The sequence below is a fragment of the Pseudomonas sp. ADAK2 TE3594 genome (assembly GCF_053628675.1).
Window position 1 is genome coordinate 3243979 of record NZ_JBRJGV010000001.1, and the last position, 17340, is coordinate 3261318.

The following is a 17340-nucleotide window of genomic DNA, read 5'->3' on the forward strand; positions in this document are numbered from 1 at the left end:
ATTGTCTTGCTTACAAAGCATAGGGCAGCGATACGGGGTAAACATGATTATCCGACACCCAAGTGATGCCATCGCGAGCAGGCTCGCTCCCACAGGGAAACGCATTCCAATGTGGGAGCGAGCCTGCTCGCGATGGGGTCAATACTGTCAGCACAAAACTCAACCTGAAATCAGCTCATCGATATGCCGATAATCAACCTGCAACTGCGCCGCCAACACCTTGGCCCGGCCAAGATGAATCGGCCCGCGCTCAATGTCGATCAGCAGCCCCGGGCAATTCAGCGCCGGCAACGTTGACCATTCCTTCACCCGCCCATCCGTCACCAACAGCAGCCGTTGCTGCTCTGCCGGAAAACGTTTTTGCCGAGCCGCCAGCCAGTGCCCTGCTTCACCCAGCGCCGCCAGCATCGGCGTACCGCCGCCGGCACCTAGCCCGTCGAGCCAGTCGCGCAAGCCCGCGGAGGCTTTCAACCCTTGCACTTGCCACTTCGGCACATGACCACTGGCGGTCAGCAACGCCAGCCGCGCGCGCTGCCGATAGGCATCGTCGAACAGTTGCGCCAGCAGGCCCTTGGCATCGCTCAACGCCTGATGACGCCGGGTCGAGGCCGAAGCATCGACGATCACCAGCCATAATTCATGAGGACTGCGGGTGCGCAGATGAAACAGCACATCATCGCGTTGACGCGGTCGGCCATTGAGCAACGTGCCGGGCCAATTGATTGACCCACTACGGGCCGCGTGACGCTTGCCCTGCCTGCCGCCACCCAGCCGTCCCGCGCGGGGTCTGGCATTCGCCCCCGCGTCCGATCGAGGGCGAATGCCTAGGGCTTTTTTGGCCAGCTCGGCACTTCACGTCGTGCGCCGACCGGCAGCGCCTGGGCGGGCATTTCGCCCCACTGGCCCTGACCTTCGCTCGGGTTGGGGTTCTGATTGGAGGGCTGTGCTGCGGGGGCTTGGTGCGACATCGGTGGCGAGTGTTCGCGACGACGATGGCGCAAGGCAAACTCGGCGACCGCGTCGATATCGTCCTCGCTGATCGCGTTCGCGCCCCGCCATGCCGCGTGAGCCCGGGCCGCGCGCAACCAGACCAGATCGGCTCGCAGGCCATCGACGCCAGCGGCAAAGCAGCGCTCGGTGATCTGCGCCAGTGCGGTATCGTCCAGAGGAATGCTCGCCAGTGCCGAGCGCGCCTTTTGGCAACGCTCGCGCAGTGCGTGTTGCTGGCTTTCCCATTCGGCGCAGAACCCTTGCGGGTCGCTGTCGAAATCCAGTCGACGACGGATGATCTGACCGCGCTCGGCGGGTGCGGTGTGGCCACTGAGGGCGACGTTCAGGCCAAAGCGGTCGAGCAATTGCGGACGCAGCTCGCCCTCTTCCGGGTTCATGGTGCCGATCAGCACAAACTTCGCCGAATGCCGATGGGAAATCCCGTCGCGCTCGATCAGGTTGGTGCCGCTGGCGGCCACGTCGAGCAGCAAGTCCACGAGGTGATCGGGCAGCAGATTGACTTCATCGACATACAACACACCGCCGTCGGCCTTGGCCAGTACGCCGGGGGAAAACTGTGCGCGCCCCTCGCTCAGGGCCGCGTCGAGATCGAGGGTGCCCACCAGCCGTTCTTCGGTGGCACCCAGGGGCAAGGTGACGAATTGACCGCTGGCCAACAGGTCCGCCAGGCCACGGGCCAGGGTGGATTTGGCCATGCCCCGTGGACCTTCGATCAGCACGCCACCGATTTTCGGATCGATGGCGGTCAGGTACAGCGCGAGCTTCAAATCATCGGCGCCGACCACGGCGGAGAGCGGGAAATGGGGGGTGTCGGTCATTATTAAATCTCGGTCATGGTCGGTGGCAGGCACACCTTGTACCTGTGGGAGCGTGGCTTGCCCGCGAAGGCGTCCGCTCAGTCGAAATCAATGTTGATTGTGAGGGCCTCTTCGCGGGCAAGCCACGCTCCCACAGGTTAGCGGTGCCACAGATTTACCCGTCTTCTTCTATGTCCAGCAACAAATTCTCCAGCGCCTCGCGGTACTCGCCCGGCTCTTTCCACATCCCCCGCTGCTGCGCCTCGAGCATGCGCTCGGTCATATCGCGCAAGGCATGGGGGTTATGTTCGCGGACAAACTCCCGGGTCGCCGGATCGAGCAAATAAGCGTCCGCCAGCAACGCATATTGGTGATCGTCGATCAACTGCGTGGTGGCATCGAAAGCAAACAGGTTATCGACTGTCGCCGCCAGTTCAAACGCGCCTTTGTAGCCATGACGCTTGACCCCGTCGATCCATTTCGGATTGGCCGCACGGGAACGGATCACCCGGTTCAGCTCTTCCTTCAACGTGCGGATTTTCGGCAAGTCCGGCTGACTGTGATCGCCGTGATAACTGGCCGCCGCTTCACCGCTGAGACTTTCGACAGCCGCCAGCATGCCACCCTGGAACTGGTAATAGTCGTTGGAATCGAGCAAGTCGTGCTCACGGTTGTCCTGGTTTTGCAGCACTGCCTGCACCTGACTCAGACGCTGGGCGAATTGTTCGCGGGCGGCGGTGCCTTCATCGGAGCCGCCGTAAGCGTAGCCGCCCCAGTTCAGGTAAACCTCGGCCAGGTCTTCGCGGCTTTGCCACAAGCGACCGTCGATGGCGCCCTGCACGCCTGCTCCGTAAGCACCCGGTTTGGCCCCGAAGATGCGCCAGCCGGCCTGCCGCCGCGCCGCTTCTTCATCCAGCCCGGATTCCAGCAGCGCTTGCCGCTCGGCGCGGACCTTGGCCGCCAACGGGTTGAGATCATCCGGTTCATCCAGCGCGGCGACCGCTTGCACGGCGGCGTCAAATAGCCGGATCAGGTTGGCAAAGGCATCACGGAAGAATCCGGAGACGCGCAAGGTCACATCCACCCGTGGACGGTCCAGCAAACTCAACGGCAGAATCTCGAAGTCGTCGACCCGTTGACTGCCAGTCGCCCACACCGGACGCACGCCCATCAGCGCCATGGCCTGGGCGATGTCATCGCCGCCGGTGCGCATGGTCGCGGTGCCCCAAACCGACAAGCCGAGCTGACGCAGGTGATCGCCGTGGTCTTGCAAGTGCCGCTCAAGAATCAGGTTCGCAGACTGGAAGCCGATGCGCCACGCGGTGGTGGTCGGCAGGTTGCGCACATCCACCGAATAGAAATTGCGCCCGGTGGGCAGCACGTCCAGACGGCCGCGACTCGGTGCGCCACTCGGCCCGGCCGGGACGAATCGACCGTTGAGGGCGTCCAGCAGGCCGCGCATTTCCGCCGGGCCGCAGGCGTCCAGACGTGGGGCAACGACTTCGCGCAGGCTGTCGATGATGGCGCTCACTTCCGACCAATCACCCTCCTGTGAGAGCGGGCCTTTGTGGTGAGGGGGTTCACCCCCGTTGGGTTGCGAAGCGGCCCCAAAAAATGGGACTGCTGCGCAGTCCAACGGGGGCAAGCCCCCTCGCCACAAGGTTTGAGGCGTGCTCAGTGCCTGCGAGATCAGTTGAGCGGCGAACAGCTCAAGACGTTCACGGGTATCGCCCGCCGTGCGCCAGACTTCATCGCTGATCGACAACAAGGCATCCGGTCGAGGACCGTCCCAAGCCTCGGCCAGCGCGCAATCCAGCGGATCAAACCCCAACACAAACGCCTTGGCCAGCGCCCGCAACAAACTCGATTGCGCCCCACGACCGTCGCCGCGCGGAATACGCAGCAAGGCCAATAAGGTGTCGATGCGCAACCGCCCGACCGGCGACTCGCCAAACACGTGCAAGCCATCGCGGATCTGCGACTCCTTCAAGTCGCACAGGTACGTGTCCAGACGCGGCAACCAGATCGCCGCATCGGCATCGCTGTCGAGCTTCTCGTCCAGTTGCAGTTCGCGGTCAATGTGCGTGTCGCGCACCAATTGCAGGATGTCGCGCTGCAGTTCCCGGGCGCGGCGCGGATCGAGCAATTGCGCTTCGTAATATTCGTCGGCCAGCAGCTCGAGATTGCGCAGCGGGCCGTAGGTTTCGGCGCGGGTCAGCGGCGGCATCAGGTGATCGATGATCACGGCTTGCGTACGGCGTTTGGCCTGGGCGCCCTCGCCCGGGTCGTTGACGATGAACGGATAGATGTTCGGCAGCGGCCCGAGCAATGCATCCGGCCAGCAGTTTTCCGACAGCCCGACGCCCTTGCCCGGCAGCCATTCGAGGTTGCCGTGCTTGCCGACATGGATCACGCCGTGAGCGCCGTAGGTGTTGCGCAACCAGAAGTGGAACGCCAGATAACCGTGAGGCGGCACCAGGTCGGGGTCGTGATAGACCGCGCTCGGGTCAACCTGATAACCCCGGGCCGGTTGAATGCCGACGAAGGTCAGGCCGAAGCGCAAACCGGCAATCATCATTCGCCCGCCACGGAACATCGGATCGCTTTCGGGCGAGCCCCAACGTTCCAGAACTGCTTGGCGATTGGCCTCGGGCAGCGCGTTGAACATCAGGTAGTAGTCGTCCAGCGCGAGGCTTTGATGGCAGGGACGCTGGTCGAGGGTGTCGAGGTCATTGCTGACGCCGCCGAGCAATTGCTGGATCAGCGCGGTGCCGCTGTTTGGCAATTCAGCCGGCAACGGATAACCTTCGGCGTGCAGGGCACGAAGGATGTTCAATGCCGCAGCCGGAGTATCGAGGCCAACGCCGTTGCCGATGCGCCCATCGCGCGTCGGGTAGTTAGCGAGGATCAGGGCGATGCGTTTTTCGCCATTGGGCACTCGCGCCAGATCGATCCAGCGCCGCGCCAATTCGGCGACAAAATCCATGCGCTCAGGTTGCGGCCGGTAGCAGACCACGTCGGACTGGCTGCGCTCGCTGCGCCAGGCCAGGTCCTTGAAACTGATCGGCCGACTGATGATTCGCCCGTCCAGCTCCGGCAGTGCGATGTGCATCGCCAGGTCGCGGGGGCCGAGGCCTTGTTCGCTGGCGCGCCAACCGGGTTCATTGTCCTGGGCGCAGATCGCCTGGATCACCGGAATATTGCGGCGAAACGGTCGCAGGTGCGGTGCTTCGGGGCTGGATTGGGCGAAACCGGTGGTGTTGAGAATCACCCCTGCCTCGACTTCATCCAGCAAGTCCTCGACCACCGTCAGGCAGCCGGGCTCTTTCAAACTGGCCAGCGCAATCGGCAATGGGTTCAACCCCGCCGCCTGCAAACGCTGGCAGAAAATATCGATGAAACCGGTGTTCGCCGCCTGCAAATGCGAGCGGTAAAACAGCACCGCCGCCACCGGCTGATCAGCTTGCCAGTCGGCTTGCCAATCGCTCAACTCAGCGGGGCTTTTGTGCGGGTGGTAGATCGCGGTGCGTGGCAGGGTTTGCGGCTCGGACCATGAGTAGTCGCGATCCAGCCAGCGATTGGCGAGGCAGCGAAACAGGTCGAGCGCGTTGGCCATGCCGCCCTGACGCAAGAAGTGCCAGAGCCGGTCGCGGTCTTGCGCGGTTACGGTGCTCAGGTCACTGAGCTCCGGGTCCGGGCGATCATCCCCCGGCACCAGAATCAGCTGCACGCCGCGCTCGGACAATTCCACCAGACGCTCAATGCCATAACGCCAATAGGCGATGCCGCCGTGCAGCGAGATCAGAATCACTTTGGCGTGGCGCAGCACTTCGTCGACGTAGAGATCGACCGAGGCGTGATTCTGCACTTGCATCGGGTTGGCCAGGCGCACGCTCGGGTAATCGTCGGGCAACTGCTGCGCCGCTTCGGCGAGCAACGCCAGGCTGGAATCGCCGCTGCACAGGATCACCAGCTCGGCGGGGGTTTGTCCAAGGTCGGCAATGTTGTCATCCGACACGAAACCGCCGGGCTGGGTCCTGAGCAGGTGCATGGTTTAAACGCTGAGCGCAGCGCGCAATTGCGCTTCGAGCGCAGCGGCGTCCAGATCCTGACCGATCAACACGAGACGCGTGGTGCGCGCTTCTTCAGCGCCCCACTGACGGTCGAAGTGCTTGTCGAAACGCGTGCCCACGCCCTGGATCAGCAGGCGCATCGGTTTGTTCGGCACCGCTGCAAAACCTTTCACCCGAAGGATGCCGTGCTGGACCACCAATTGAGTCAGCGCATCCATCAGCAGGCTTTCGTCGGCTTGTGGCAGCTCGATCGAGATGGAATCGAATGCGTCGTGGTCATGCTCATCGTGGTGGCCGTCTTCACCTTCGTGGTGATGATCGTGATGGCTGTGGCGGCTGTCGATGTGTTCTTCAGAACCGGCGCCGAGGCCGATCAGCACGTCCAGTGGCAGACGACCGCTGCTGGCTTCGATGACTTTCACCGCTGGCGGCAGTTCTTCAGCGACTTCCAGGCGCACACGGGCCAGGTCTTCAGCGCTGATCAGGTCAGCCTTGTTGAGGATCACCAGGTCGGCGCTGGCCAGTTGGTCGGCGAACAGCTCGTGCAGCGGCGATTCGTGGTCCAGGTTCGGGTCGAGTTTGCGCTGGGCATCGACCTGATCCGGGAACGCAGCGAAAGTGCCAGCAGCGACGGCCGGGCTGTCGACCACGGTGATCACCGCGTCAACCGTGCAGGCGCTACGGATTTCTGGCCATTGGAAGGCTTGAACCAACGGTTTTGGCAGGGCCAGGCCCGACGTTTCGATGAGGATGTGGTCGAGGTCGCCGCGACGAGCGACCAGTTCGCGCATCACCGGGAAGAATTCTTCCTGAACCGTGCAGCACAGGCAGCCGTTGGCCAGTTCGTAAACGCGGCCGTTGGCTTCTTCTTCGGTGCAACCGATCGAGCACTGCTTGAGGATCTCGCCGTCGATGCCCAGCTCGCCGAACTCGTTGACGATCACTGCGATGCGACGGCCCTGGGCGTTGTCGAGCATGTGGCGCAGCAAGGTGGTTTTGCCCGAGCCGAGGAAGCCGGTAACGATGGTGACAGGGAGTTTGGCCAGTGTTTTCATCGGATGCCCTTTGGCAAGGTGGCGGGCATACGGGACGACAATCGCTGCGGCAGGTGTGCGCGCGCAAGAGTTCCGCCACCGGATCACCCCGCCCGGTTGTAGTGAGAATCTGTGTCGAGGCAGGTCTCCTGGCTGACGGTGTGCCAATCGTTCGACTGGCGTTTGCTGCGCCTTCCCGCGAACCTGATGGACCAGGGTTTGCAGTGGCGTGGCAGCGAACATCACCGTTCACAGTTGCGGGGGCAGCCGCGGCATCGACCGCGTTCCCTTCTTAGCTTCGGCAGACGCCGAAGAACCTCGAAAGCGCAAGGCTACGCATCGTGTGGGGGCGGGTCAATGTCCGTGCAGAGATCTGTGGTGACTCACAGGACGCCTTCGCGGGCAAGCCTCGCTCCTACAGGAATAGTGTCGATGATGATCGTTCTCACGCTCTGCGTGGGAATGCCTCAACGGACGCTCCGCGTTCGGCTGTGAAAGGGACGCGGAGCGTCCCGGGCTGCATTCCCACGCAGAGCGTGGAACGATCAACTCAAACGAGAACCCATGCCAATTGACGCCCAACCCCCGCCCATGCTCTCCTACACGCCTTGTTACGGGTGCCCTTCACAGGGTGAAACGGGAAACCGGTGAATCATGTGCTTTACTCTAAAGCCATGTCAGTCCGGTGCTGCCCCCGCAACGGTAAGCGAGTGAAGCGTCAGATCCACTGTGCCCGTCATACGGCATGGGAAGGTGATGCTTGCAGGTTTCGGCGCAAGCCCTGCCCCTCGCGAGCCCGGAGACCGGCCCGCAACACAAAGTGACTCTTACGTTCACTGAATAACAAACCCGCGGTGGGCGGGCGCTGTTCGAAATCTCTGCGTGCCCCGGCGTGCGGAGGTTTTCATGCGCTCTATTCACCCGCTGACAGACCAGAGGGAAGCGCCATGTCGATCATCAGCAGCACCGGCAGCAACACCGATAAAAAGAGCACGATCAGCACCACCACAACCCTGAGCCAACGCCTGACCGCCGCTTTTTGTGCGTCGATCCTTGGCGCCAGCCTTGTGTATTTCGCCGGTTTCTCGCACATCGAAGCGGTGCACAACGCCGCGCACGATACTCGTCACAGTTCCGCCTTTCCGTGCCATTGAGACCTGCTGACATGATCAAGCGTATTGCGCAAACCGCAGGTTTCACCGGGCTGCTGGCCGCCCTGCTATTGACCCTGCTGCAAAGCTTCTGGGTTGCACCGCTGATTTTGCAGGCCGAGACCTACGAAAAATCCGAGCCGGCCGCTGTTGAAATCCACGAGCACGCCGCGGGTGCTGTCACCGCTCATACCCACGATGCCGAAGCCTGGGAGCCGGAAGACGGCTGGCAGCGCGTGCTGTCGACCACCGGCGGCAATCTGGTGGTGGCGGTCGGTTTCGCCCTGATGCTCGCGGGCCTCTACACCTTGCGCGCTCCACGCCGTACCTCTCAGGGCCTGCTCTGGGGTCTGGCCGGTTATGCGACGTTCGTGCTGGCGCCAACCCTCGGCCTGCCACCTGAGCTGCCAGGCACTGCCGCTGCGGATCTGGCGCAACGGCAGATCTGGTGGATTGGCACTGCCGCCTCCACCGCTGTCGGCATCGCGTTGATCGTGTTCAGCCGCCACTGGCTGATGAAGATCCTCGGCGTGGCGATTCTGGCCGTCCCGCACGTCATCGGCGCGCCACAACCGGAAGTGCACTCCATGCTGGCTCCAGAAGCCCTGGAAGCGCAGTTCAAAATCGCTTCGCAGCTGACCAACATGGCGTTCTGGCTGGCCCTGGGCCTGATCAGCGCCTGGTTGTTCCGCCGCAAAAGCGATGGCCAATACTGCGCATGACTGACGTCAGCGCAGCGCCGACCCTGGTGGTCGGCCTGGGCTGCCAGCGCGGCTGCCCCGTCAGCACGCTGCGGGCGCTGCTTGATCAGGCATTACAGGCCCATCAAATCGAGCTCCGTGAGATCAAGGCCCTGGCCAGTATCGACCTGAAGCGCGAAGAACCCGCCCTGATCGAACTGGCCGAACAGCTGGCATTGCCGTTGATGTATTTCAGCAGCGAACAATTGGCCGGTTATGAACCGCAACTCAGCCACCACTCGGACATCGCGTTCGAACGCACCGGTTGTTACGGCGTAGCGGAAAGTGCCGCGCTGGCACTGGCCGAACAATTGGCTCAGGCACCGGCAAAGTTGCTGATTCCACGACAAAAATACGCCCAGGCCACCCTCGCATTGGCCAGCGCCGCGTAAAATCCTCGATAATCCCCGCCTTCGATCATGAGCAATCTTCATCTGAAGCGTGCCCATACCCTTTTTCTGACAGGAAACGACGATGACCGTCTACTTCATTGGCGCAGGCCCCGGCGACCCGGAATTGATCACCGTCAAAGGCCAGCGGCTAATTCGTAGCTGCCCGGTCATCATCTATGCAGGCTCCCTGGTCCCCGCCGCCGTGCTGGAAGGCCACCGGGCCGAACAGGTGGTCAACAGCGCCGAACTGCACCTGGAACAGATCATCGAGCTGATGAAAACCGCCCATGCCAACGGCCAGGACGTGGCCCGGGTGCATTCCGGTGATCCGAGCCTGTATGGCGCGATTGGCGAGCAGATTCGTTACCTGCGTGAACTCGACATCCCTTTCGAAATCATTCCCGGCGTCACCGCCACCGCCGCCTGCGCGGCGCTTTTGGGTGCGGAACTGACCTTGCCGGACGTGTCACAGAGCGTGATTCTGACCCGCTACGCCGACAAGACCGCCATGCCAGCCGGTGAAGAGCTCGGTAGTCTGGCGCAGCATGGGGCGACCATGGCGATCCACCTCGGGGTCAATCATCTGGAGAAGATCCTCGCCCAATTGCTGCCGCACTACGGCGCCGACTGTCCGATCGCGGTGATCCACCGGGCGACCTGGCCGGATCAGGATTGGGTGGTGGGGACGCTGGCGGATATTGCCGGGAAGGTTCAAGCCAAGGGATTTCGCCGCACGGCGCTGATTCTGGTGGGTCGGGTGTTGGGTAGCGATCACTTCAGTGAATCGTCGTTGTATCGCGCGGGGCATGCGCATTTGTATCGCCCATAGGACGCCATCGCGGGCAAGCCCGCTCCCACAGGTTTTGAGTCGGCCACAGTATTGCGGTCAACACAAAATCTTGTGGGAGCGGGCTTGCCCGCGAAGGGGCCATTGAATTCGACCCACAAAAAACGGCGCTCACGGGGCGCCGTTTTTCATTTTGCAGCGAACACCTTAGTAGTAGGCGTTTTCTTTCTGCGTGTGGTCGGTCACGTCGCGAACGCCCTTGAGCTCGGGAATACGCTCGAGCAAGGTGCGCTCGATACCTTCGCGCAGGGTGACGTCTGCCTGGCCGCAGCCTTGGCAACCGCCGCCGAATTTCAGCACGGCAATGCCGTCTTCAACCACATCGATCAGGCTGACCTGACCGCCGTGGCTGGCCAGCCCCGGGTTGATCTCGGTTTGCAGGTAGTAGTTGATGCGCTCGTTGACCGGGCTGTCAGCGTTGACCATCGGTACTTTGGCGTTTGGCGCCTTGATGGTCAGTTGACCGCCCATGCGGTCGGTGGCGTAGTCGACTACCGCATCGTCCAGAAATGCTTCGCTGAACGAGTCGATGTAAGCGGTGAAGCTTTTGAGCCCCAGCGCCGTGTCTTCAGGTTTTTCTTCGCCCGGCTTGCAGTAGGCAATGCAGGTTTCGGCGTACTGGGTGCCAGGCTGGGTGATAAAGACGCGGATGCCGATACCCGGGGTGTTCTGCTTGGAAAGCAGATCAGCCAGGTAATCGTGGGCGGCGTCGGTAATGGTAATAGCGGTCATGGAAACTCCTCGCAGGCTTGGACGCAGTTTACGCCAATCATCGCGCCGGACAAAGTCCTAGTATTTTTGTCGGGAAAGTGTGCCTGTCGATGAACATCTGATCACCGTCGCCCCCTGTAGGAGCGAAGCTTGCTCGCGAAAGCGGTCTGACATTCAGCATAGATGTCGACTGTTGGACCGCTTTCGCGAGCAAGCTTCTCGCTCCTACAGGGGTTCAGCCAGGGTTCGGGGGTGCGTGTTCAGGCTCTCAATCAAAGATTCTCGTAGCGGTTCATGTCCAGCACACCCTCTTCCACCGGGTCGGTGTCGTGGATGTAGCGGCTCAGATCATGGAAATACTGCCAGAACTGCGGATGACTGCGACGAATGCCCCAGCGTTCGACGATTTTCTCGAAACTGGCGGCGTCCCTGGCGTTTTCCATCGCGTCGACGAACGCGGGCACTTGCCCGGCCGGGATGTTGAACATGAAGTTCGGGTAGCTGCTGAGTACACCCGGATAAATCGTCAACGTATCGAGCCCCGGCTGATAACGCAGCGATTCACCGAGCAGGAACGCCACGTTGCTGTGGGCCCGGTTGCGCAGCAGGCTATAAACCTCGCGTTTGCCGCTTTGAGTCTCGATGCGCAACATCGTGGCTTCCGGCAACTGTTCGATGACTTTCAAACCGGCGGCCGGGCGCGAAGTCAGGCGGCTCAAGGCTTGTTCGGCGTTCTGCAACGCCAGATCGATGTTCGGCCGCGAGCAATAAGCGCCATCGCAGCGGTTGATCGGGTCAGGCTTGGCATTGAGTTCGCCGTACCGGGCCAGCAACTGCAGGGCGAAATCGCGTTTCGGGTCCTTTTCGTCCAGTATCAGCGCCGTGGGTTTGTCGTTGTCGATGTCCTCGTAATCCAGCCACATCTTGAACTTGCCGCTGTTCTGATACCAATCGTCGAGGAAGCCGTCCCGCGAGTCGGCAGGCATCAAGCGCAGGAAGTTCTGCTCGGCACCATTGCGGATCAGGTCGAAGTACAGCCTGGTCTGGGCTTGATGGGACACGTTGCCAAATACATCGAAGTTGACTGCCAACTGGTAATACGTGCGCTCCAGCAACGGAAAATCGAACAGCCAAATGGTTTGCGGGACGTCACCGATCAGGCCTTTGTTCACCGAGGCGCTGTCGAAATGCCGGAAAATACTCAGCAAAGCGTTGTCATTGCCGGCCCACAGGGTCGACCAGCTCGGTGCCGGCAGGTCGGCGTAGCTGTCCCGGCGTAAGGCTTCGTATTCGTTGCGTTTGTCGCGGTAGTCGTGCCACAGGCTCAGGACACTGCCGACGTCATCGTTCTGCCCCGGCATCGCCAGCAACGGCGTGGCCTGGCCACGATAATTCGGGTCGGTAATGTAGAGGTCATGCTCCGGGGCCTGGAACAGCGCCCAGAAGTTGTCGCGAATCACGTCGGTGGCGACCTGGCCGCGGCAGACCGGGCCGCGAATAAAGGTGCGCACGAAATATTCGGCGTTATCGAGCATGAACTGGTAACGCGCCTGCGCCGGGATGGCCTCAAAGGTCGTGAACGGATTGGCCCGTCGTTCCGGCCCGTAGCCCGGCAGCGCGTTGACCTGCCAGTTGCCGCTGTAAAACAGGCTTTTGATCCGCGCCATCTTCGCCGCGCTCAGCGGATAGGTGATGTGGGTCTTGTGCACGATCACGCCTTGCACCGGCCACAAACGGTAGTAGACCTGAGTGCCCGGATCGTCATTCGGACGGCGGGTGTTGATCAAATCAATCGGCTGCCCCGTCGGCGTGCGCGAGCGTACCCACTGAAAGAAATGCCCCGGCTCGCCGTCCTTGAAATAGAGGTGCGCCAGGAACCAGTGCTCAAACAACCAGCGCCCCACCAGACTCTCCCGGGCACCCGGCGCGTTGAGCAGGTTTTCCCACTGCACCACCTGCAAGGCTTCCTTGGCGCTGGGCACCAGGCCCTGCTCATCGATTGGCGCACCGGAGGCCAGCCAGCGTTGCAACGTCTGGTATTGCTGATCGGTCAGGCCGGTGACCGCCAACGGCATGCCTTCTTTCGGGTGGGCGCTGGCATAGCCGCCGAACTCCGCCGGCATGGCGCACATGTTTTCCCGGTTCAGACCCAGGACGATGTCTTCCGGCAACTTGGCGTTGGGTTGCAACGGCGTTTTGTGGCCCAGTTCAAGCATCCGCGCCATCAGCGCCGCCTGGCTGCCTTGGGCGTCGAGCACCGAATAAAAGCCCTTTTGCTGCCAGGCACGCTTGCCCAAGGCGTCATAAAACAGCCGGGTCGGCGCTGCGGCTTGGCGGCGCTCGCCGTCATAGACTGGCACCTTCGTCGCGCCTCGGGCCGCCCCTTCGCCACTGCCCAGATTGAGCTGACAGGCGGAGTCGTAGCAGGCATGGCAGGCCACGCACTTTTCGGTGAAGATCGGTTGAATGTCCCGGGTGTAGGAAATATCCGGACCTTGTGCAGCGGCGCCCCCGCTTAAAAACAGCATCAATAGGCTGGTGACGACGCGATACGACATATCCCTGGTCCTGATCATGAGAAAACGCCGCGATTCTACCGGTCTGGCTTGCGCACCAACATGAACGATATTCATGCAAAACCCGTACATGCTCCAAAAGCGCACAGGTTTGTTATTATCCCGCCCCTTCGTCATGGCCTTACCGAGTAGTCCAAATGTCCGATCGCAGCGTTCGCCTTCAAGCTCTCAAGCACGCCCTCAAAGAGCGCATCCTGATTCTCGATGGCGGCATGGGTACGATGATCCAGAGCTACAAGCTCGAGGAGCAGGATTACCGTGGCAAACGCTTCGCCGACTGGCCGAGCGATGTCAAAGGCAACAACGACCTGTTGGTGCTGACGCGCCCGGACGTGATTGGCGGCATCGAGAAGGCCTATCTGGACGCCGGCGCCGACATTCTGGAAACCAACACTTTCAACGCCACCCGGATTTCCATGGCCGATTACGGCATGGAAGAACTCGCCTACGAATTGAACGTAGAAGGCGCTCGCCTGGCCCGCAAGATTGCCGATGCGAAAACTCTCGAGAACCCGGACAAGCCGCGTTTCGTCGCTGGCGTACTCGGCCCGACCAGCCGCACCTGCTCGCTGTCGCCCGACGTCAACAACCCTGGCTACCGCAACGTGACCTTCGATGAGCTGGTGGAGAACTACACCGAGGCCACCAAAGGCCTGATCGAAGGCGGCGCCGACCTGATCCTGATCGAAACCATCTTCGATACCCTCAACGCCAAAGCGGCGATCTTCGCCGTGCAAGGCGTGTTCGAAGAACTGGGCGTCGAGTTGCCGATCATGATCTCCGGCACCATCACCGATGCCTCCGGCCGCACACTGTCGGGCCAGACCACCGAAGCGTTCTGGAACTCCGTGGCCCACGCCAAGCCGATCTCCGTCGGCCTGAACTGCGCCCTCGGGGCCAGCGAGTTGCGTCCGTACCTGGAAGAATTGTCGAACAAGGCCAACACCCACGTTTCCGCGCACCCGAACGCCGGTCTGCCTAACGAATTCGGCGAGTACGACGAACTGCCGGCAGAAACCGCCAAGGTCATCGAAGAGTTCGCCCAAAGCGGCTTCCTGAACATCGTCGGCGGCTGCTGCGGCACCACGCCGGGCCACATCGAAGCCATCGCCAAAGCGGTAGCCGGTTATGCGCCGCGCGAGATTCCGGACATCCCCAAGGCCTGCCGCCTGTCGGGCCTGGAACCGTTCACCATCGATCGCAGCTCGCTGTTCGTCAACGTCGGCGAGCGCACCAACATCACCGGTTCCGCCAAGTTCGCCCGTCTGATCCGTGAAGACAACTACACCGAAGCCCTGGAAGTCGCCCTGCAGCAGGTCGAAGCCGGCGCCCAAGTGATCGACATCAACATGGACGAGGGGATGCTCGATTCGAAGAAGGCCATGGTGACCTTCCTCAATCTGATTGCCGGTGAACCGGACATCTCCCGCGTCCCGATCATGATCGACTCCTCCAAGTGGGAAGTGATCGAAGCCGGCCTCAAGTGCATCCAGGGCAAGGGCATCGTCAACTCGATCAGCATGAAGGAAGGCGTCGAACAGTTCATTCATCACGCCAAACTGTGCAAACGCTACGGCGCCGCAGTGGTGGTGATGGCCTTCGACGAAGCCGGCCAGGCCGACACCGAAGCGCGCAAGAAAGAAATCTGCAAACGCTCCTACGACATTCTGGTCAATGAAGTCGGCTTCCCGCCGGAAGACATCATCTTCGACCCGAACATCTTCGCCGTGGCCACCGGCATCGAAGAACACAACAACTACGCTGTGGACTTCATCAACGCCTGCGCCTACATCCGCGACGAACTGCCGTACGCCCTGACCTCCGGCGGCGTGTCGAACGTGTCGTTCTCGTTCCGTGGCAACAACCCGGTGCGCGAGGCGATTCACTCGGTGTTCCTGCTGTATGCGATCCGCAATGGCCTGACCATGGGCATCGTCAACGCCGGTCAACTGGAGATCTACGACCAGATCCCGACCGAACTGCGCGACGCCGTCGAAGACGTGATCCTCAACCGCACCCCGGAAGGCACCGACGCCCTCCTCGCCATCGCCGACAAGTACAAGGGCGATGGCAGCGTCAAGGAAGCCGAGACCGAAGAGTGGCGCAACTGGGACGTCAACAAGCGTCTGGAACATGCGCTGGTCAAGGGCATCACCACCCACATCGTGGAAGACACCGAAGAGTCGCGTCAGTCCTTTGCGCGCCCGATCGAAGTGATCGAAGGCCCACTGATGTCCGGCATGAACATCGTCGGCGACTTGTTCGGCGCCGGCAAAATGTTCCTGCCGCAGGTGGTGAAGTCCGCCCGCGTGATGAAGCAGGCCGTGGCCCACTTGATCCCGTTCATCGAGCTGGAAAAAGGCGACAAGCCGGAAGCCAAGGGCAAGATCCTGATGGCCACGGTCAAGGGTGACGTGCATGACATCGGCAAGAACATCGTCGGCGTGGTGCTGGGCTGCAACGGCTACGACATCGTCGATCTCGGCGTAATGGTGCCGGCGGAGAAAATCCTGCAAGTCGCCAAAGAACAGAAATGCGACATCATCGGCCTGTCCGGTTTGATCACGCCTTCACTGGACGAAATGGTTCACGTGGCCCGCGAGATGCAACGTCAGGACTTCCATCTGCCGTTGATGATCGGTGGCGCGACCACCTCGAAAGCGCACACGGCGGTGAAGATCGAACCCAAGTACAGCAACGATGCGGTGATCTACGTCACCGACGCCTCCCGCGCCGTGGGCGTGGCGACGCAACTGCTGTCCAAGGAATTGAAGGCCGGTTTCGTCGAGAAGACTCGCCTGGAATACATCGACGTTCGCGAGCGCACCGCCAACCGCAGCGCCCGTACCGAGCGCCTGAGCTACCCGGTAGCCATCGCCAAGAAGCCGCAGTTCGACTGGGGCAGCTACACACCGGTCAAACCGACGTTCACCGGCGCCAAGGTGCTGGACAACATCGACTTGAAGGTTCTGGCCGAGTACATCGACTGGACACCGTTCTTCATCTCCTGGGACCTGGCCGGCAAATTCCCGCGCATCCTGCAAGACGAAGTGGTCGGTGACGCCGCCACCGCACTGTACGCCGATGCCCAGGAAATGCTTGCCAAGCTGATCGACGAAAAACTTATCAGCGCCCGTGCGGTGTTCGGCTTCTGGCCGGCCAATCAGGTGCGCGACGATGACATCGAAGTCTACGGCGATGACGGCAAGCCATTGGCCAAGCTGCACCACTTGCGCCAGCAGATCATCAAGACCGACGGCAAACCGAACTTCTCCCTCGCCGACTTCGTCGCACCGAAGGACAGCGGCGTGACCGACTACGTGGGTGGTTTCATCACCACCGCCGGGATCGGCGCAGAAGAAGTGGCCAAGGCTTATCAGGAAGCAGGCGACGACTACAACTCGATCATGGTCAAGGCGTTGGCCGACCGTCTGGCCGAAGCCTGTGCCGAGTGGCTGCACCAACAGGTGCGTAAAGACTACTGGGGCTACGCCAAGGACGAGACGCTGGACAACGAGGCGCTGATCAAAGAGCAATACACCGGCATCCGCCCTGCTCCAGGCTACCCGGCGTGCCCGGATCACACCGAGAAAGCCACGCTGTTCAAGCTGCTGGACCCGGAAGCGGAAGAACTCAAGGCCGGCCGCAGCGGCGTGTTCCTCACCGAGCACTACGCCATGTTCCCGGCGGCAGCGGTCAGCGGCTGGTACTTCGCTCACCCACAGGCGCAGTACTTCGCCGTGGGCAAGATCGACAAGGATCAGGTGCAGAGCTACACCTCGCGCAAAGGCCAGGAATTGAGCGTGACCGAGCGTTGGTTGGCACCGAACCTGGGCTACGACGAGTAATCCCGGATCAGGCTTGCTGCGATGGCGTCCTTTGGGGCGCCTTCGCGAGCAAGCCCGCTCCCACAGGATTGGGGGTGGATCAGGATTTTGTGAACGACAAAAATCCCTGTGGGAGCGGGCTTGCCCGCGAAGAGGCCGTCATATTCAACATCGTTGGCCA

General features: G+C 61.6%; 11 protein-coding genes and 2 riboswitches. Of the genes, 5 read left to right on the top strand and 6 right to left on the bottom strand.

What is annotated here, in order from left to right; all coding sequences use genetic code 11:
- Positions 1 to 159: 159 nt before the first annotated feature.
- From AB7M22_RS14250 to cobW, 4 genes are all read right to left on the bottom strand, one after another.
- The gene (locus AB7M22_RS14250) at positions 160 to 705 is read right to left on the bottom strand and encodes a vWA domain-containing protein (RefSeq protein WP_454186782.1); all 546 of its coding nucleotides are present in this window, start codon (positions 703 to 705) and stop codon (positions 160 to 162) included.
- A gap of 119 nt (positions 706 to 824) precedes the next feature.
- Positions 825 to 1829 (bottom strand): ATP-binding protein, encoded by a 1005-nt coding sequence (locus tag AB7M22_RS14255; RefSeq protein ID WP_454186783.1) that lies wholly within the window; start codon positions 1827 to 1829, stop codon positions 825 to 827.
- Positions 1830 to 1983: 154 nt separating this feature from the next.
- Positions 1984 to 5859 (bottom strand): cobaltochelatase subunit CobN, encoded by a 3876-nt coding sequence (cobN, locus tag AB7M22_RS14260; protein WP_454186784.1) that lies wholly within the window; start codon positions 5857 to 5859, stop codon positions 1984 to 1986.
- 3 nt (positions 5860 to 5862) lie between these two features.
- Complete coding sequence (cobW, locus tag AB7M22_RS14265) at positions 5863 to 6936, bottom strand: cobalamin biosynthesis protein CobW (RefSeq protein ID WP_038982949.1); 1074 nt, start codon at positions 6934 to 6936, stop codon at positions 5863 to 5865.
- A gap of 101 nt (positions 6937 to 7037) precedes the next feature.
- A riboswitch (cobalamin riboswitch) is annotated at positions 7038 to 7251 on the bottom strand.
- A 262-nt stretch (positions 7252 to 7513) separates the two neighbouring features.
- Positions 7514 to 7741: riboswitch (cobalamin riboswitch) on the top strand.
- 121 nt (positions 7742 to 7862) lie between these two features.
- On the opposite strand from cobW, the gene AB7M22_RS14270 reads away from it, so the two are divergent.
- The 4 genes from AB7M22_RS14270 to cobM all read left to right on the top strand — a co-directional run bounded on the left by AB7M22_RS14270 (position 7863) and on the right by cobM (position 10027).
- Positions 7863 to 8069 (top strand): CbtB domain-containing protein, encoded by a 207-nt coding sequence (locus tag AB7M22_RS14270; RefSeq protein ID WP_038982947.1) that lies wholly within the window; start codon positions 7863 to 7865, stop codon positions 8067 to 8069.
- Between the two features lie 11 nt (positions 8070 to 8080).
- Entirely contained in the window at positions 8081 to 8788 is a 708-nt protein-coding gene (locus AB7M22_RS14275; protein ID WP_454186785.1) for a CbtA family protein, read from the top strand.
- Positions 8785 to 9198 (top strand): cobalamin biosynthesis protein, encoded by a 414-nt coding sequence (locus AB7M22_RS14280; RefSeq protein ID WP_007898224.1) that lies wholly within the window; start codon positions 8785 to 8787, stop codon positions 9196 to 9198. The genes AB7M22_RS14275 and AB7M22_RS14280 overlap by 4 nt, the downstream gene beginning before the upstream one ends.
- Positions 9199 to 9280: 82 nt before the next feature.
- Positions 9281 to 10027: a precorrin-4 C(11)-methyltransferase gene (gene cobM, locus AB7M22_RS14285; RefSeq protein WP_454186786.1), complete on the top strand. Its 747-nt coding sequence runs from the start codon at positions 9281 to 9283 to the stop codon at positions 10025 to 10027.
- Positions 10028 to 10192: 165 nt separating this feature from the next.
- Here the strand turns inward: cobM and nfuA are convergent, their stop codons facing one another.
- Positions 10193 to 10777, bottom strand: a complete 585-nt coding sequence (nfuA, locus tag AB7M22_RS14290) for a Fe-S biogenesis protein NfuA (RefSeq protein WP_007898222.1) — start codon at positions 10775 to 10777, stop codon at positions 10193 to 10195.
- A gap of 251 nt (positions 10778 to 11028) precedes the next feature.
- Positions 11029 to 13314 carry a fatty acid cis/trans isomerase gene (locus tag AB7M22_RS14295; RefSeq protein WP_454186787.1) on the bottom strand — a complete coding sequence of 762 codons (2286 nt, stop codon included), beginning with the start codon at positions 13312 to 13314 and terminating at the stop codon, positions 11029 to 11031.
- Positions 13315 to 13469: 155 nt separating this feature from the next.
- Between AB7M22_RS14295 and metH the strand changes: the two genes are divergently transcribed.
- Positions 13470 to 17180 (top strand): methionine synthase, encoded by a 3711-nt coding sequence (metH, locus tag AB7M22_RS14300; RefSeq protein WP_454186788.1) that lies wholly within the window; start codon positions 13470 to 13472, stop codon positions 17178 to 17180.
- The last annotated feature ends 160 nt before the right edge of the window (positions 17181 to 17340 follow it).